This window comes from Flavobacterium saccharophilum (genome assembly GCF_900142735.1).
Lineage (GTDB): Bacteria > Bacteroidota > Bacteroidia > Flavobacteriales > Flavobacteriaceae > Flavobacterium > Flavobacterium saccharophilum.
The window spans coordinates 1,032,849-1,050,216 of sequence record NZ_FRBY01000001.1 but is presented as its reverse complement, the minus strand read 5'-3'; the positions used below and the strand labels follow the sequence as shown (position 1 = coordinate 1,050,216).

The following is a 17,368-nucleotide window of genomic DNA, read 5'->3' as shown; positions in this document are numbered from 1 at the left end:
TTGTATGAGCGGATTTTTTTATACAACTAAAACACTATTTTCACTTCCTGCAAAATCATTCCATTTATAAGAATCAGCTTCAGGATCATTCACGTACAATCCGTCAATTACATATTTAAACTCATAAATAGCATCCTTCACTAAGTCGTAAGTTGCTTTAAAAGTTCCGTTTTTTAACTTGCTTAAAGCACCTTCTTCCGGATTCCAATTATTAAAATCCCCCACTACAGCAGCCGAATTTGCATCTTTAGCCTCTACAGAAAAAGTAACTTTACACACTGGTTTTGTTTTGATAAATTGTTTCTTTAAAGACATAACTATTTAGTTTTTAGATTTATACACCTAAATTACAGAAATTCAGCTGAACATTCAACAACCTAGTAATCGATTTATGATAATATCAAAAACAGTATGTCTTTTTAATTACATTAATAATTTAAAGCATAAATAATTTCGTGTTTCTTATTTAGCATTACCTTGAGCACAAATATTATATGATCAAAAACACCATGAATTCAAAATAAATTTTAACTTTATAACCTCATTATTCATTAATTGTCTTATGGAAAAAGAAGTGCACGAACAATACGAATACGCCCGAAGAAGACTTAGGCAAAAGAAAATCCTATATTTTCACTTTGTACTTTTTCTCTTAGGCAGTTTATTTTTATTTATTGCAAACAGATTTTTTGGTTTTGGCGCTAACACAGATCAAAACTGGTGTATTTGGGGCATTACGATATGGTTTTTTCTCTTCATTTTACACTTTATCAAAGTCTATATTACTGACCGATTTATGAATAAAAAATGGGAAAGAGAACAAATTGACAGACTTGTTGCTTTGCAGCAAAAAAGAATCAGTCAATTAGAGTCCAAAATAAATGAGGATACTGATAATAAAATTTAGTTTTAGAATACCATGATTATAATGATAGCGGCAGTTGCCGAAAATAATGCTCTTGGAAAAAATAATGAGTTAGTTTGGCATTTGCCAAATGATTTCAAAAGATTCAAATCGCTTACAACCAATCATCACATTATTATGGGAAGAAAAACTTTTGAAAGTTTCCCGAAACCATTACCAAACAGAGTTCATGTTGTAATAACACGTCAAAAGGATTATAATCCTGAAGGCTGTATTCTTGTAGACAGTATTGAAAAAGCGATTGCTATTTGCCCTGAAAATGAAGATTCTTATATTATTGGCGGAGGCGAGATTTATAATTTAGGAATGGAGCATGCTGATATACTTGAAATAACCAAAGTCCATCACAGCTTTGATGCTGATGCGTATTTCCCTGAAATTGATAAAACGGACTGGCAGTTAGTAGAATCTGAAGAAAATTTTAGAGATGAAAAACATCTTTACGATTATACTTACGAAACTTACATTAGACGTTAAATAAAAAAAACATCCTCTTTTGAAGGATGTTTTTTAAAACGATTGATTTTTTTCGATCTGACTCTTTCAGGAAGTAGTTTTTGTAAAAATCACAAATGTTTAAAACACTTGAATTAACTGAATAACATTAAAGTTATTTGAGAATAAATCCCAAAAAGAGCCCTTAATAACAAATACCACTAAGATATTAAAGGCAAGAAAATTAAAATTTCCAAAAACAAATTTAATCCTAAGAACGTATTTTGCACTTATTTAAAAAATAGTATTGTGATTTAAAAAACAATACTTTCAAAACTACTTACAAGAACAAATGAGATTACCAGTGCAAAGAAGTATTCATTTGATTTAAGTCATTTTATTCTATCAATCATTAAAATTTCATCATTTTATCTTTAGCAAAAGTGGCCATAAATCAAGCATTGCACAATACCCACATTTAGTGATTTTATAAAAATACCTGCTTTTGGTGAGAGTCAAAAACCCTGCTCAGGTGTTTTCTAAAAAGTTTATTCTAAAACATTTGATTTACAAATTAAAAAACGCAATTACAGTTAACACAGTTTGTATTATATTTGCGTAAATAAAAAAAATGTCTGAAAAAATAACCCCATATAAAGACTCTTCTTTAGGTAAAAAAGAACAGGTTGCCCAAATGTTTGACAACATCTCTGGGAACTACGACAATTTGAATCGTGTAATCTCCTTTGGAATCGATATTAAATGGAGAAAAAAAGTATTAAAAATAGTATCTGATACTAACCCTAAAATTATTCTTGATATTGCAACAGGAACTGGCGATTTAGCCATTTTAATGGCGCAGACAAAAGCCGAGAAAATTATTGGTCTGGATATTTCAGCAGGAATGCTTGAAGTTGGAAAAAAGAAAGTTGCAGATAAAAACCTTTCTCCTATTATTGATTTAGTTTTAGGCGACTCCGAAAACATTCCATTTGAAGATAATTATTTCGATGCTATTACAGTTGGTTTTGGAGTTCGAAATTTTGAAAACCTGGAAAAAGGTTTTTCTGAAATCTTAAGAGTTTTAAAACCAGGCGGTGTATTTGTTATTTTAGAAACTTCAGTACCGGATAAAACTCCCTATAAACAAGGTTACAGATTTTACAGCAAAAATATACTGCCGATAATTGGAAAATTATTTTCAAAAGATAATTCAGCTTATGGCTATTTATCAGAATCTGCAGCTGTTTTTCCTTATGGAGAAGCTTTAAACAATATTTTGAGAAAAATTGGGTTTATAGATGTTGTGGCAATGCCTCAAACTTTTGGAGTTGCAACCATTTATTCTGCTTCTAAAAAATAGTATGAAAAAAACAGTAATCTTACTTTTATTAGTCTTATCGACAAAAGGATATTCGCAATTTGCTAAAAGTATGTTTAGCAAGGACCCTATAATCAATCTTGAAAACTGGCAAAAACAACGTCTGTATTTTGGTTATTATCTGGGTTTTAATAGTTTTGATTTTAAATTTGACTACAAGAATCCCGGTCCGGATGTTCAGGTAAAAAAGACTACTGGTTTTAATGTTGGTGTTGTTGCCGATTTAAGATTGCAGGAATATATTAATTTACGTTTTGAACCAGGTTTATATTATACAAAACGTGATTTGTATTATCCAAACATGGCTTTAGAGAAAGATTACTTAAGAGAAGTAAACAGTACTTACATTCACTTTCCGTTGTTATTAAAATTCTCGTCGCTACGTACCGGAAATATTCGTCCGTATTTAGTAGGCGGAATGTCGGCTACATTAAACTTATCAAGCAATTCAAAATCGCAAGATGATAACTTTGAAGGGAAGTTTAGGGTTAAACCCTGGACCGCTGCCTACGAAATAGGTTTTGGAATTGATATTTTCTCTGAATATTTTATTTTCTCACCTTCAATCAGAGGTATGTTTGGAATTACAGATGAGTTAATTCGTGATAACCCTGCCAAAGGACCAAGCCCATGGACTGACAATATTGACTCTATGAAATCGAGAGCAATTTTAATAAATTTCACTTTTCATTAAAACAAATCCTTAACTATTTCGTTTAAATTCACTAAGAATAATTGCAGTTGCGGTAGCTACATTTAAACTTTCCGTTTTTTGTAGTTCTCCAAATCTTGGAATTGAGATTCGGCTGGTTACTATTTTTTCAATTTCTGCTGAAATACCATTGGCTTCATTACCCATAATAATGATTCCGTTTTGAGGCAGATCACACTGATAAATATTATCACCGTCCATAAAAGTTCCAAAAACCGGTAATTTTGTTTGTGTGATAAAAGTTTTCAAATCAATATAATTAACATTTACTCTGGCAATAGAACCCATTGTAGCCTGTACTACTTTTGGATTATAAATATCTACTGTTTCCTTAGAGCAAATGATTTGTTTGATACCAAACCAATCGCAAAGACGTAAAATTGTTCCTAAATTTCCTGGATCTCTAATATCATCTAACGCAATGATTAATCCAGAGTCGATTATTTTATTTTCGGCAGGGATTTTGAATACAGCCAAACAAGAATTTGGAGTTGCCAAAGCACTTATTTTTTTAAGTTCCTGCTCATTAATAAGCGTACGTTTTGAAGACTGAACACTTTCAAAATCATTTAAAGTTGTGTATAAATGCTCTAATTCAAAATTGGATTGCAACAATTCCTGAATTACCTTTACTCCTTCGGCAAAAAATAATTGATTTGCGAAACGCTGCTTTTTTTGATGTAAACCTGTTATAAGTTTTATTTGGTTTTTACTAACCATAAAATAATGTACTTTTGAATTAAATATTTAAAAACACTTGAAAAATAATTCCACAAAAATAATAGCATTTATTCTAATAGCAATATTTATTTGCGCTTGTAATGCTGTAAAAAGAGTTCCTGATGGAAAAAAGCTTCTTGTAAAAAATAATATTCTTGTAAATGGAAAAAGTACCAACGATGAAACTGCATCAAATCAGATGTATCAAAAACCAAATGGTACTTTATTAGGTTACAAATTACGCTTGAATTTATACAACTTAGCCAATTTAAATCCTGATTCAACTTATCAGGCCCGATTTAAAAATCATCCTGGCAGATATGAAAATTGGTCAAAAGTGCTTTCTGCAAAACAAGTAGATCGTCTTGGACAATCATTCTTATATAAAGGTATACATGATTTTCTAAAAAACACTGGTGAACCACCGGTTATTATTGATACCACGAAAACAAAAAAAACATTATTACGTTTAAAATTCTATTATTTCAATAATGGATATTTCAACGTAAAAACAGATTACACTATTGACAGTATTGCTCCCAAAAAGGCAAAAATAAATTACAATATTCTTACCGGGCCGGGTTATACTTTAGATTCCATCAGAACAACTATTTTAACTCCAGCCTTGGATTCTTTATACAAAACGAATCCGGAACCGTCTGTTTTGAAGTCTGGAAATCAATACAAAACTTCGGATTTTGAAGAAGAAAAAAACCGAATAACTACTTATTTTAGAAACCACGGTGCTTATTTCTTCCAACCCACTTATGTTACTTTTGATATAGATACCATTGGCAAAAAAAACAAAGCAGACATTAATCTAAAAATTGGCAACAATAATATTCAGGAAAGAGATTCAAGCAGATCTGAACCTTTTAAATTGTATAAAATAAGCGATGTAAATATTTATACCGATTATTCTGCAGCTAATGCAAAAAGCAAAATAACAGACAGTACAACTTATAAAAACTTTAATCTTTACAGTTACAAAAAACTAAAATATAAACCGCGCGCTATTACAGACGCTATTTTTATTAATAAAGGAAGTACCTATTCTGATACAAGAACAACACTTTCATCACGTTATTTAAACAACCTGAAGATTTTTAATTATCCGTCTATACAATATGAGGTTGATAAAAGGGATTCTACTGCTCAGTCATTAATTGCGAATGTTTATCTAACACCAAGAAAAAAATATAGCTTTGGAGCTACTTTCGACGTAACCCACTCCAATATTCAGGACTTTGGAATCGGAGCAAGTGTTTCAGAGACAATTCGAAATGTTTTTAATCGAGCTGAAACATTAGAAATTTCAGCTCGTGTAAACGTAGGTTCGTCAAAAGACATGGCCAATCCGAATGATAACTTCTTTAATGTTTCAGAATATGGAATTGACACTAAGCTTAATTTTCCGAGAATCTTAATGCCTTTTGGAACAGAAAAAATTATCCCAAAAAGAATGATTCCGTCTACCAGTATTGCTGCAGGTTTCTCAAAGCAACGTAATATTGGTTTGGATAAGGAAAATTTTACCGGTGGATTATCCTATAACTGGTCGCCTAAACGTTTAAATACCGTTAAACTTGAAGTACTGAATGCTCAATTTGTACGTAATTTAAACCCTGACAATTATTTTAATGTTTATACTTCATCATATGATGAATTAAATGGTATTGCAAATGTTTATAATACAACACCAAGCAATGTTGACGAAAATGGAAATCTAATAATTTCTTCAGGAACAACCGGTTTTACTAATGATGTTTTAACCGAAAAGACTGTCTTAACACCTGCAGACGAACAATATCAAGACGTAAAGAGTATTGAAGAACGAAGAGTTCGTCTGACTGAAAATGACTTTATTTTAGCTTCGAGTTACACGTTTACCAAAACAACAAAAAAAGATCTTGCTGATAATAATTTCTATCAATTTAAAGCAAAAATTGAATCCGCGGGAACTTTGTTATCTGCTGTTTCAAATATAGCAAATCTTCAAAAAAACGTGAATGGTAATTATGTAATATTCAACTTAGAATATTCAGAATATCTTAAAACAGAATTCGATTATATTAAACACTGGGATTTTGGAAAAGAAAAAGTTTTGGCTGTTCGAAGCTTTTTCGGAATTGCGATTCCTTTTGGTAACTCAGATTACATTCCGTTTTCACGAAGTTATTATTCCGGAGGATCAAATGATAATCGTGCGTGGCAACCTTACTCACTAGGTCCGGGAAGCACAGATGCTTTAGACGATTTTAATGAGGCGAATATGAAAATTGCATTAAGTGCTGAGTTCCGATTTAAAGTTTTTGGAGATGTTAAGGGAGCTGTCTTTGCCGATGCCGGAAATATCTGGAATGTGCTCGATAATGTTACAGATGAGAAGGCAAAATTTAACAACGTAAACGATTTAGCTGAAATTGCTTTAGGCACAGGATTCGGATTACGATACGATTTAAGCTTTTTTGTTGTTCGATTAGATTTAGGCTTCAAGACCTATAATCCGGCACATGAGAAAGGAGACCGCTGGTTCAAAGAGTACAATTTTGGGCACTCCGTTTTAAATTTTGGAATAAATTATCCTTTCTAATGCTAATTAATTCTTATTTTTGCAACCTAAAAACCTAAAAACAACTAAAAAAAATTACAATGGCACACAATATCAAACCAGGAGTAGCTACAGGAGATCAGGTACAAGAGATTTTTAATTATGCGAAAGAAAAAGGATTTGCACTTCCAGCAGTAAATGTTACGGGGTCAAGCACAATTAATGGAGTTCTTGAAACTGCAGCGAAACTTAATGCGCCAGTTATCATTCAATTTTCAAACGGAGGAGCACAATTTAACGCAGGAAAAGGATTGTCTAACGCAGGCGAAAAAGCAGCAATTGCTGGTGGAATCGCAGGAGCAAAACATATTCACGCTTTGGCAGAAGCTTACGGAGCAACTGTAATCTTACATACTGACCACTGTGCAAAAAAATTATTACCTTGGATTGATGGTTTGTTAGATGCATCTGAAAAGCATTTCGCAGAAACAGGAAAACCATTATTCAGTTCACATATGATCGATTTGTCTGAGGAGCCAATCGAAGAAAACATTGAGATCTGTAAAGAGTATTTAGCAAGAATGAGTAAAATGGGTATGACATTAGAAATCGAGCTAGGTATTACAGGTGGTGAAGAAGATGGTGTAGACAACTCTGATGTTGACAGTTCAAAATTATACACACAACCAGAAGAGGTAGCTTATGCTTACGAAGAACTATCTAAAGTAAGTCCTAAATTTACAATTGCTGCAGCTTTTGGAAACGTTCACGGTGTTTACAAACCAGGAAACGTAAAATTAACTCCAAAAATCTTAAAAAATTCTCAAGATTTCGTTCAAAACAAATTCAACACTGGACATAACCCGGTAGATTTCGTTTTCCACGGAGGTTCAGGTTCTACACTTGAAGAAATCAGAGAAGGAATTAGCTACGGAGTTATCAAAATGAACATTGATACAGATTTACAATTTGCATATACAGAAGGAATCCGTGATTATATGGTTAAAAACCTTGACTATTTAAAATCTCAAATTGGTAACCCAGAAGGTGCTGATGTTCCTAACAAAAAATATTATGACCCAAGAAGATGGGTACGTGAAAGCGAAGTGACATTCAACACAAGACTTGAGCAAGCTTTTGCAGACTTGAATAACGTAAATACACTTTAAATTTTAGATTTCTGAATTTAGATTCCGGACTTCTAAAAAAGCCTGGAATTTAAATTTTGAATCAGATTGAAAATCTAAACTTTAAAATCTACATTCTAAATTAAAAAAAATGGCTTGGTTTAAAAGACACGAAAAAGGAATTACGACCGCGACTGAAGATAAGATGGACGTTCCGAAAGGATTGTGGTACAAATCTCCTACTGGAAAAATTATTGATGCTGACGAATTAGCCAGAAACTTATTTGTTAGCCCTGAAGATGATTTTCACGTTCGAATTGGAAGCGCAACCTATTTTGAAATTTTGTTCGACAATAATGAGTTTGTTGAATTGGATAAAAACATGACATCAAAAGATCCTCTGCATTTTGTGGATACAAAAAAATATGCAGAAAGATTAAAAGATGTAATGGAAAAAACGCATCTTAAAGACGCTGTACGTACAGGAGTTGGAAAATCTAAAGGAAAAGAGCTTGTAATTTGCTGTATGGATTTTGCCTTTATTGGAGGATCTATGGGAGCTGTTGTAGGAGAAAAAATTGCCAGAGGTATTGATCACGCGATCAAAAACAAATTGCCTTTTGTAATGATTTCTAAATCAGGAGGAGCTCGTATGATGGAAGCTGCTTATTCGTTAATGCAATTAGCTAAAACATCAGTAAAATTAGCTCAGTTAGCTGAAGCTAAATTACCTTACATTTCACTTTGTACAGATCCAACAACTGGAGGGACAACTGCATCATATGCAATGTTAGGAGATATTAATATTTCTGAACCAGGTGCTTTGATTGGTTTTGCAGGACCACGTGTTGTTCGCGACACAACTGGTAAAGATTTACCAGAAGGTTTCCAGACTGCTGAGTTTCTTTTAGAGCACGGTTTCCTTGACTTTATCACGCCTAGAAAAGAATTGAAGGATAAGATTAACTTGTACATCGATTTGATTCAAAACAATACAATTAGATAGTTTTAAAACTTCTTAAAACACAAAATCCCAAGGAAAAATATCTCTTGGGATTTTTTTTATATTTTCTCTTGTCCAAAAATAGCAACTATAAATTGTGCATTAATTTTTTGGTCTGCCTTTTTTCAATTCTTTTTCTGCTATTTTAAAAGCTAGCTTCTCACGCCATATAGCATAACGTTCTCTAAAAACTATTTTTATAGCACTATCAACTGCACCATGCATAAATAAACTCCAAACGCTCTCCATTTTTCGTGTGATAGATCGATCCCATGCACGAAGACTCAGACTAAAAGAACCATCAACGTAACGCATCCAATGCCACATTCCGGTTGGCATGAACAAAGTGTCTCCGTGCTCCAGAAAAACTTCATAACCTTCAACGCCTTTCAGAGCTGGAAATTTTTCAAAATCCGGATTGGCAACATCATAATCTTCTAAAGCATAAGTAGTATTTGGAACGCAATAAAGTCTTTTCTTCCATTTATAATCAAACAATATAATATGTTTTCTTCCTCCAAAATGGGTGTGAAAAAGATGCGGTAAATCGATGTCATAATGCAAGAAAGTAAAAGCACTTGAACCGCCAAAAAACATGGCAGGCATGCTTTCGATAAAACCTCCCATTAATTCCTTCGGAACTTTTACATCATTTATTAATTCAGGTCTGTGCTTGAAAAGATTGAAGAAAAAAATACGCAGCTGCGTTGGCTCTCTTTTTATCAAATCCAGGTATTCTCCAAATTTCATTGTGGCAATAAAGGCATTGATTACCTTGGTAGGATCTGCTTTAGAATTATCAACCAGTTTTACCTCAATATCCCCTGCGATTTCCTTAAAATAATCGGTTGTCCATTTTTCTCTGGCAGGCCAGTCTTTTGTTAATCCTTTTATAATTAGAGGCTTTTTTTTATCTAAATAATTCTTTTTAAAATCTTCTCTAGATATAGACTCAACAGTATCGACAGGTTTTAAGTTAAAGCTCATTTATTTACTGATTAAAATTACCTACTAACCAGATAAGCATCTAAATAATTATCTAGTCCTTTAAAAAAATCCACAATTAATAACACAAAAAAACACTACATTCCAGTTCGAATAGCTTCAACCGGATCCAAATTAGCCGCAGAAATTGCCGGAAGAATTCCAGATATTAATCCAATGATGGCTGCTAAAGTAGTTCCCAAAATGATATTACCAAAGCTTAAAACAAATTCAAAGTCAAGCGCTTTTGTCAAAATAAATGCAATCCCCCAAACCATTAAAAGTCCAATTATTCCACCTATTACAGAAAGAATTATAGCTTCAAATAAAAATTGAAATAATATGAAACGGTTTTTTGCTCCAAGTGATTTCTGAATTCCTATTAAATTGGTTCGTTCTTTAACAGAAACAAACATAATATTAGCAATTCCGAAACCTCCTACCAAAAGAGAGAATCCGCTAATAATCCATCCCACAACATTCATCTGACCTAGAATTCCGTCAATAAAATCAGTAAATCCGGAAAGCACATTGATGAAAAAATTATCTATCTCACCCGCTTTCATTCCGCGAATAGCTCTTAGCTTCTGCGCAACTTCAGCTTTATAAGCATCCATGTCAATCCCTTTAACAGGTTTTAAAACAATTACAGGCGTCATAGCATCACTGTCACCATACATTCTTCGTAAAAAATTAGCCGGAAAATACACTGATGTATCATTACTATCTCCAAAAAATCCCGCACCCATTTTAGTCATAACGCCAATAACAGTAAAACGTTGTCCATACAAACGGATACTTTTTCCGACAGGATCATCAGAACCAAAAAGTCCACTCGCAATTTCATATCCTAAAACAATCACGGGAGATCCGGAATTAGATTCAGATTCGGTATAAAATCTTCCTCTATCAAAAGTTAATCCATCAATATCCACCATTTCATAAGAAGAAGGAACCATATTAACATCGGCAACAGTTTTTGAATCATATTTCAAACTTTCTCTATTTACAAAAAGCTGATAGCCGACCTGCTGTGTATTGTTGAGTGAATTTTTTAAAGCGATATATTCATCATATTTTACATTTGGAAACTGCTCTCTTTTCCATTGCGGAATTTCTGATGGTCCAAAGCAAAATTTCATTAAATAAATTGTATTTTTATCTAAGCTGCTCAAATCTTTAGAAATTTTACGATCCAGAGAGTCGACAGCGGCCAAAACAGCAATAATCGAAAAAATACCAATAGTAACACCTAACAGCGACAATAATGTACGCAATTTGTTGTTTCGCAAAGCATTTATGGCAAAGCTCAGACTTTCCTTTAATAATCTTAAATAAAGCAGCATATTTTCGTATTTTTCAATAAAGTAAAATTCAATAAATTAAATTCAAAAACCTAATAAAAGTTAACTTACTCATCAGTAGTTTTTTTTAAGATAATGTTACATTAATTTTCTTTAAAATAATATTTAAAAAAACTACTTTTGCAGTCTGAAAATCATAACTACACAATGAGCACAACTAAAACAATACAATCAGCATTAATATCTGTTTTTTCGAAAGATGGACTAGAGCCAATCGTTAGAAAATTACACGAGCAAAACGTAACACTTTATTCAACTGGAGGAACTGAAGATTTCATAAAAAATCTTGGAATTCCCGTAGTTCCGGTAGAAGATATTACTTCATTTCCTGAAATTCTTGGAGGAAGAGTAAAAACTTTACACCCGAAAATTTTTGGTGGAATTTTAAATCGCCAGGATAACGAAAGCGATGTTCAACAAATGAAGGAATTTGATATTCCGCAGATTGATTTAGTTATTGTTGATTTATATCCTTTTGAAAAAACAGTTGCTTCAGGTGCAAGTGAACAAGATATTATTGAAAAAATTGATATTGGTGGAATTTCACTGATTCGTGCCGGTGCAAAAAACTTCAAAGACACTGTAATCGTAGCTTCAGTAAATGAATATAGTTTACTTTTAGACTTGATCACAGAACAAAACGGAGCAACAACTTTAGAAAACAGAAGATTGTTTGCTACAAAAGCATTCCACGTTTCTTCTCACTATGATGGTGCTATTTTCAATTATTTCAATACAGATGAAACCATCTATAAAGAAAGCATTGCTGATGGACAAGTTTTAAGATACGGAGAGAATCCACACCAAAAAGGATTTTTCTTTGGAGATTTTGACGCTATGTTCAAAAAAGTTCACGGAAAAGAATTATCTTACAACAACTTATTAGACGTTGATGCTGCAGTAAATTTAATTAATGAATTTAAAACTGACGGACCAACATTCGCTATTTTAAAACATAATAATGCTTGTGGTTTAGCTTCAAGAAAAACAATTAGTGAAGCTTATTTAGCAGCTTTGGCTTGCGATCCTACATCTGCTTTTGGTGGAGTTTTGATCGCAAACACTAAAATTGATTTGGCTACTGCACAAGAAATCAATAAATTATTTTGTGAGGTTGTGATTGCGCCAAGTTATGATGATGATGCAATTGCAGTTTTACAAGAAAAGAAAAACAGAATTATATTAGTTCAGAATGAAGTTGAGTTACCTTCAAGACAAGTAAGAACATGTCTTAATGGTTTGTTAATTCAGGATAGAAATAATATTACAGATACTAAAGAGCATTTAAAAACCGTTACTATCACAGAGCCAACCGCACAAGAGATCGAGGATTTAATTTTTGCTTCTAAAATTTGTAAAAACACAAAATCAAATACAATCGTATTTGCTAAAAACGGAACTTTAATTTCATCAGGAACAGGTCAGACATCAAGAGTTGATGCTTTGATGCAGGCTGTTGACAAAGCAAAAGCTTTCGGATTTGATTTGACAGGAGCTTCAATGGCAAGTGATGCATTTTTCCCTTTTCCGGATTGTGTGGAATTAGCTAAAAAAGCTGGAATTACAGCTGTTATTCAGCCAGGAGGATCGATAAAAGATGAATTGAGTATCAATTACTGCAATGAAAATAATCTTGCAATGGTATTTACAGGAACACGTCATTTTAAACATTAATTTGTTTAACTTTGTTCGATAATTATTTATAACATTTTAAACCCCTAAAAAACTTATGGGATTTTTTGATTTCATGACCGAGGATATTGCGATAGACCTTGGTACCGCAAACACTTTAATCATTCATAATGATAAAGTTGTTATTGATAGTCCGTCAATCGTTGCACGTGATAGAATATCAGGCAAAATCATTGCTGTTGGTAAGGAAGCCAATATGATGCAAGGTAAAACGCATGAAAACATAAAGACCATAAGGCCTTTAAAAGATGGTGTAATTGCCGATTTTGATGCTTCAGAAAAAATGATCAATATGTTCATTAAAAGCATTCCGGCATTGAAAAAAAGAATGTTTACTCCGGCGTTACGCATGGTAGTATGTATTCCGTCTGGAATCACTGAGGTTGAGATGAGAGCTGTAAAAGAATCTTGTGAAAGAGTAAACGGAAAAGAAGTTTACCTAATTCATGAGCCAATGGCAGCAGCTATTGGTATTGGTATCGATATCATGCAGCCAAAAGGAAATATGATTGTTGATATTGGAGGTGGTACAACTGAAATTGCTGTAATTGCATTAGGCGGAATTGTATGTGACAAATCTGTAAAAATTGCGGGTGACGTTTTCACAAATGATATTGTGTATTATATGCGTACACAACACAACCTTTTTGTTGGAGAAAGTACTGCTGAAAAAATCAAAATTCAAATTGGAGCTGCTATCGAAGATTTAGATGGTCCTCCAGAAGATATGTCAGTTCAGGGTAGAGATTTACTTACTGGTAAACCAAAACAAGTAGATGTATCATACCGTGAAATTGCAAAAGCATTAGATAAATCAATTCAACGTATCGAAGATGCTGTAATGGAAACTTTATCACAAACTCCTCCTGAATTAGCTGCCGATATCTACAATACAGGTATTTACTTAGCTGGTGGTGGATCTATGTTGAGAGGTCTTGACAAACGTATTTCATTAAAAACAGACTTACCTGTTTACATTGCCGAAGATCCTTTAAGAGCAGTTGTTCGCGGAACTGGAATGGCATTGAAAAACATTGCAAAATTTAAAAGTATCTTAATTAAATAAGATTCAAAATAATAACCAATATTTTTTTTTATTAGAGTCAAATATTCAGATTTGACTCTAATAAAATTGGAAACCAAAAGCATATCCTGAAACAAAATAACCAAACAAGAAATGCAGCAAATTTTTAATTTTATTATAAGAAACAGTAATCGATTGCTGTTTTTGCTGCTTTTAGGTATTTCGTTGGCTCTCTCAATTCAATCGCATTCCTATCACAGAAGCAAAGTAATCAGCTCGGCTAATTTTTTAAGCGGAGGTGTTTATGAAAGAATCAATCATGTGAATGAATATTTGAATTTAAGAACCGAAAATGACGAACTTGTACTTGAAAACGCAAGATTAAAAAGTCTCCTTTTTAACAAAGAGGATACTAGCAAATTACCGTTACCAGATAGTGTAAAAGGTGTAAAACCTGCAGATATTATTGTTTCAAAAGTAATTCACAATTCTTATAACAGACACGAAAACTACATTACATTAAATTCCGGAGCAAATGAAGGAATTAAACCAGATATGGGAGTAATCAATAGTTTAGGAATTATTGGAGTGGTAGACAACACATCACCAAGATATTCAACAGTGATAAGTATTTTGAATATGAAATCACAGATCAATGCTAAGCTAAAAAAATCCAATCACTTTGGTTCATTGACCTGGAATGGAAAAAGCACAGGATTTGTTCAGTTGGAAGATGTTCCAAGACTAGCTTCTGTGAAAAAAGGAGACACCATTGTCACAGGTGGACAATCTGTAATTTTTCCTGAAGGAATTAATATTGGTACAGTGGATATTGTATACAAAAAAGAAGGCACAAGTTATTATGTCATAAAAGTTAAGTTATTCAACGATATGACAAACTTAGGCCACGTATATGTTATCAAGAGTAAAGACAGAGAAGAACTTATTAATTTAGAAAACAAGGAAAAAGATGAATAGCGCATTGTTAGTCAATATTTTTCGATTCATTATGTTACTTGCAATTCAGATTGTTATTTTTAACAACATGAATTTCTTAGGATACATAAGTCCTTTTCCATACATTCTATATATTATTCTTTATCCTGTAAACAGCAATAGATCAGGTTTAATAATTTCAAGTTTTTTGCTTGGTCTTACGATGGATATGTTTTGTAATTCGGGAGGTATTCACGCTACGGCATGTGTTATTCTCGCTTATTACAGGCCTTATATCTTTAAATTTTCATTTGGACTGAGTTACGAGTATCAAACGATAAAGCTAAACGAATCCCTAACACCTGAACGTTTTTCATTCATACTGGTTTCTGTTTTATTACATCATATAATATTATTTACACTCGAAGCGTTTCAATTTAAATTTATTTGGGATATTTTACTCCGAACCCTATTTAGCACCATTTTTACAATAATTATTTCAATCATAATAATCTATCTTATTAAGCCCAATAAACGATGAGAAAAGTTTTGCTGCCCTCCTTAATAATTATCGCAGCATCTTTGCTGTTGATCAGGGTATTTTATCTGCAAATTATTGATGATTCATTTAAATTAAAATCAGAGAATAACGCGATAAAAAAACAGTATGACTATCCTGAAAGAGGTTATATTTATGACAGATATGGTAAATTGTTAGTTGCCAATCAGGCTTCTTATGATATTATGGTTATTCCTCGCGACATTAAAGAAGATCTTAATATTGATGAATTTTGCACTTTATTAAATATTACAAAAGAAGATTACGAGAAAAGAGTTGCCAAAGCAAGGGTTTATAGTCCGCGATTACCTTCTGTATTTTTATCACAACTAAACAAAAGTGAATTTGCTGCTTTTCAGGAGAAAATCAGAAAGTTCGAAGGTTTTTATTTCCAAAAAAGATCACTTCGTGATTACGAAGTAGATTATGGCGCTAACATTTTTGGTTTCATTACTCAGGTAAACGAAAGATTAATTGCAAAAAATCCTTACTATAATAGCGGCGATTTAATAGGACAGCAAGGAGTTGAACAAAGTTACGAAGAAGTTTTACGCGGTATAAAAGGTGTAAAATACATTCAAAAAGATAAATACAATCGAGAAATAGGTTCCTATAAAAATGGAAAATATGATACGATCGCTGTCGCGGGAGAAGATATCAATATTACTATTGATGCTGAACTACAAAAGTACGGCGAAGAATTAATGATCAACAAAAGAGGTGGAATTGTTGCTATTGAGCCAAAAACAGGTGAAATCTTAGCATTAGTAACGGCTCCGTCTTATGATCCGGGAATTATGGTTGGAAGACAAAAATCTAAAAACTACACACTTTTGTATCGCGATTCGATTGCAAAACCTTTATATGACAGAGGTCTTCTGGCAGAATATCCTCCAGGGTCTCCATTTAAAATCTTAACGGGTTTGGTAGCACTTCAGGAAGGCGTAATTGATGAACACACCACTTTTATGTGTCACCATGGTTTTAGCTATGGTAGAGGTCGTTTTATGAAATGCCACGGTTTTGGACCGCATCAATTAAACAATGGTATTTACAATTCATGCAATACCTATTTTGCGCAATCCTACATGTTAACCATCAATAAATACAATAATCCTGGTAAAGCTGTAGATATTTGGAGTGATCACGTTAAAAGTTTTGGGTTAGGTCAGTTTATGGGATATGATTTACCAACTGGTAAAAGAGGAAATATTCCAACTTCTAAAACCTATAAAAAAATATATCCGAATGGCGGATGGAGAAGCACAACGATTGTTTCCAACTCAATTGGTCAGGGAGAAGTTTTAATGACTCCTATACAACTAGCCAATATGATGGCAACAGTTGCCAATCAAGGTTATTATTATACCCCTCATATCATTAAAAAGATTGAAGGTAAAAAAATAGACGCTAAATTTACAACCAAACACGAAACTACTATTGATAAAAAGTATTTCCCACCGGTTATAGCAGGTTTATTTGATGTATATAATAAAGGAACCGCTTATGCGCTTAAAGTAGAAGGAATTGATATTTGCGGAAAAACAGGTACCGCTGAGAACTACGCAAAAATAGACGGTGTTAGGACAAAATTAAAGGATCACTCGATTTTTGTTGCTTTTGCTCCAAAAGACAACCCGAAAATTGCAATAGCCATTATGATTGAAAATGGAGGTTTTGGTGCAACTGTTGCGGGTCCGATCGCCAGTTTAATGATTGAAAAATATCTACGAAAAAAGATCACCAGAACTGATTTAGAAACTAGAGTATTAAACAAAAGTCTAGCTGTTGAATATGCAAAATTAGGAGGTATGAATGAAGCTAGCGCTATTGAAACTACACCTAAAGACTCTGTTTTAAAAGCTAAAATTATTGTTCCAAAGGCAGTAGTTCCGAAAACAGAAATTAAAAAAACAAAAGTAGACACCACTAAAAAGAACTAACAAAGATTATTT

At 32.8% G+C, this 17,368-nt stretch carries 16 protein-coding genes; 12 read left to right on the top strand and 4 right to left on the bottom strand.

The genetic code is table 11. The annotated features are described in order from the left end of the window. Window positions 1-18 precede the first annotated feature (18 nt). Window positions 19-315: an isoamylase early set domain-containing protein gene (locus BUA98_RS04435; RefSeq protein ID WP_026983875.1), complete on the bottom strand. Its 297-nt coding sequence runs from the start codon at window positions 313-315 to the stop codon at window positions 19-21. A gap of 247 nt (window positions 316-562) precedes the next feature. Here BUA98_RS04435 and BUA98_RS04430 point away from each other — a divergent pair, with 247 nt between their 5' ends. The 4 genes from BUA98_RS04430 to porT all read left to right on the top strand — a co-directional run bounded on the left by BUA98_RS04430 (window position 563) and on the right by porT (window position 3,435). Further along, window positions 563-907, top strand: a complete 345-nt coding sequence (locus tag BUA98_RS04430) for a 2TM domain-containing protein (RefSeq protein WP_072970390.1) — start codon at window positions 563-565, stop codon at window positions 905-907. Window positions 908-919: 12 nt separating this feature from the next. Beyond that, window positions 920-1,402 carry a dihydrofolate reductase gene (locus tag BUA98_RS04425; protein WP_072970389.1) on the top strand — a complete coding sequence of 161 codons (483 nt, stop codon included), beginning with the start codon at window positions 920-922 and terminating at the stop codon, window positions 1,400-1,402. 589 nt (window positions 1,403-1,991) lie between these two features. Next, window positions 1,992-2,723: a bifunctional demethylmenaquinone methyltransferase/2-methoxy-6-polyprenyl-1,4-benzoquinol methylase UbiE gene (gene ubiE / locus BUA98_RS04420; RefSeq protein ID WP_072970388.1), complete on the top strand. Its 732-nt coding sequence runs from the start codon at window positions 1,992-1,994 to the stop codon at window positions 2,721-2,723. A 1-nt stretch (window position 2,724) separates the two neighbouring features. After that, on the top strand, window positions 2,725-3,435 hold the full coding sequence (gene porT, locus BUA98_RS04415; protein ID WP_072970387.1) for a type IX secretion/gliding motility protein PorT/SprT: 711 nt from the start codon (window positions 2,725-2,727) through the stop codon (window positions 3,433-3,435). 9 nt (window positions 3,436-3,444) lie between these two features. Here porT and BUA98_RS04410 read toward each other — a convergent pair whose 3' ends face one another. Beyond that, window positions 3,445-4,173 (bottom strand): TrmH family RNA methyltransferase, encoded by a 729-nt coding sequence (locus tag BUA98_RS04410; RefSeq protein WP_072970386.1) that lies wholly within the window; start codon window positions 4,171-4,173, stop codon window positions 3,445-3,447. 37 nt (window positions 4,174-4,210) lie between these two features. On the opposite strand from BUA98_RS04410, the gene tamL reads away from it, so the two are divergent. The 3 genes from tamL to accD all read left to right on the top strand — a co-directional run bounded on the left by tamL (window position 4,211) and on the right by accD (window position 8,857). Then, window positions 4,211-6,766, top strand: coding sequence for a translocation and assembly module lipoprotein TamL (gene tamL, locus BUA98_RS04405; RefSeq protein WP_086065147.1), 2,556 nt, complete (start codon window positions 4,211-4,213; stop codon window positions 6,764-6,766). A 59-nt stretch (window positions 6,767-6,825) separates the two neighbouring features. Further along, the gene (gene fbaA, locus BUA98_RS04400; protein WP_072970385.1) at window positions 6,826-7,893 is read left to right on the top strand and encodes a class II fructose-bisphosphate aldolase; all 1,068 of its coding nucleotides are present in this window, start codon (window positions 6,826-6,828) and stop codon (window positions 7,891-7,893) included. A 109-nt stretch (window positions 7,894-8,002) separates the two neighbouring features. Then, a complete protein-coding gene (gene accD, locus BUA98_RS04395; RefSeq protein WP_029271807.1) occupies window positions 8,003-8,857 on the top strand; it encodes an acetyl-CoA carboxylase, carboxyltransferase subunit beta in 855 nt (284 codons plus the stop codon). Window positions 8,858-8,956: 99 nt separating this feature from the next. Here the strand turns inward: accD and BUA98_RS04390 are convergent, their stop codons facing one another. Next, entirely contained in the window at window positions 8,957-9,841 is an 885-nt protein-coding gene (locus BUA98_RS04390) for a cupin-like domain-containing protein (protein WP_072970384.1), read from the bottom strand. 95 nt (window positions 9,842-9,936) lie between these two features. Beyond that, a complete protein-coding gene (locus BUA98_RS04385) occupies window positions 9,937-11,184 on the bottom strand; it encodes an ABC transporter permease (RefSeq protein WP_072970383.1) in 1,248 nt (415 codons plus the stop codon). 165 nt (window positions 11,185-11,349) lie between these two features. Between BUA98_RS04385 and purH the strand changes: the two genes are divergently transcribed. The 5 genes from purH (at window position 11,350) to mrdA (ending at window position 17,356) form a co-directional block, all read left to right on the top strand. Continuing rightward, entirely contained in the window at window positions 11,350-12,876 is a 1,527-nt protein-coding gene (gene purH / locus BUA98_RS04380) for a bifunctional phosphoribosylaminoimidazolecarboxamide formyltransferase/IMP cyclohydrolase (RefSeq protein WP_072970382.1), read from the top strand. 55 nt (window positions 12,877-12,931) lie between these two features. Then, a complete protein-coding gene (locus BUA98_RS04375) occupies window positions 12,932-13,960 on the top strand; it encodes a rod shape-determining protein (protein ID WP_026983887.1) in 1,029 nt (342 codons plus the stop codon). A gap of 111 nt (window positions 13,961-14,071) precedes the next feature. Then, window positions 14,072-14,896: a rod shape-determining protein MreC gene (mreC, locus tag BUA98_RS04370; RefSeq protein WP_072970381.1), complete on the top strand. Its 825-nt coding sequence runs from the start codon at window positions 14,072-14,074 to the stop codon at window positions 14,894-14,896. After that, window positions 14,889-15,395, top strand: a complete 507-nt coding sequence (locus tag BUA98_RS22510; protein ID WP_026983889.1) for a hypothetical protein — start codon at window positions 14,889-14,891, stop codon at window positions 15,393-15,395. Before mreC ends, BUA98_RS22510 begins: the two co-directional genes overlap by 8 nt. Next, the gene (mrdA, locus tag BUA98_RS04360) at window positions 15,392-17,356 is read left to right on the top strand and encodes a penicillin-binding protein 2 (protein ID WP_072970380.1); all 1,965 of its coding nucleotides are present in this window, start codon (window positions 15,392-15,394) and stop codon (window positions 17,354-17,356) included. Before BUA98_RS22510 ends, mrdA begins: the two co-directional genes overlap by 4 nt. Window positions 17,357-17,368 lie beyond the last annotated feature (12 nt).

Coding starts and splice junctions, on each gene's coding strand:
- mrdA (WP_072970380.1), top strand. CDS start 15,392: ATGAGAAAAGTTTTGCTGCCCTCCTTAATAATTATCGCAGCATCTTTG.
- BUA98_RS04385 (WP_072970383.1), bottom strand. CDS start 11,184: ATGCTGCTTTATTTAAGATTATTAAAGGAAAGTCTGAGCTTTGCCATA.
- fbaA (WP_072970385.1), top strand. CDS start 6,826: ATGGCACACAATATCAAACCAGGAGTAGCTACAGGAGATCAGGTACAA.
- BUA98_RS04425 (WP_072970389.1), top strand. CDS start 920: ATGATTATAATGATAGCGGCAGTTGCCGAAAATAATGCTCTTGGAAAA.
- BUA98_RS04430 (WP_072970390.1), top strand. CDS start 563: ATGGAAAAAGAAGTGCACGAACAATACGAATACGCCCGAAGAAGACTT.
- BUA98_RS04390 (WP_072970384.1), bottom strand. CDS start 9,841: ATGAGCTTTAACTTAAAACCTGTCGATACTGTTGAGTCTATATCTAGA.
- accD (WP_029271807.1), top strand. CDS start 8,003: ATGGCTTGGTTTAAAAGACACGAAAAAGGAATTACGACCGCGACTGAA.
- BUA98_RS04435 (WP_026983875.1), bottom strand. CDS start 315: ATGTCTTTAAAGAAACAATTTATCAAAACAAAACCAGTGTGTAAAGTT.
- purH (WP_072970382.1), top strand. CDS start 11,350: ATGAGCACAACTAAAACAATACAATCAGCATTAATATCTGTTTTTTCG.
- BUA98_RS04375 (WP_026983887.1), top strand. CDS start 12,932: ATGGGATTTTTTGATTTCATGACCGAGGATATTGCGATAGACCTTGGT.
- mreC (WP_072970381.1), top strand. CDS start 14,072: ATGCAGCAAATTTTTAATTTTATTATAAGAAACAGTAATCGATTGCTG.
- porT (WP_072970387.1), top strand. CDS start 2,725: ATGAAAAAAACAGTAATCTTACTTTTATTAGTCTTATCGACAAAAGGA.
- ubiE (WP_072970388.1), top strand. CDS start 1,992: ATGTCTGAAAAAATAACCCCATATAAAGACTCTTCTTTAGGTAAAAAA.
- BUA98_RS04410 (WP_072970386.1), bottom strand. CDS start 4,173: ATGGTTAGTAAAAACCAAATAAAACTTATAACAGGTTTACATCAAAAA.
- BUA98_RS22510 (WP_026983889.1), top strand. CDS start 14,889: ATGAATAGCGCATTGTTAGTCAATATTTTTCGATTCATTATGTTACTT.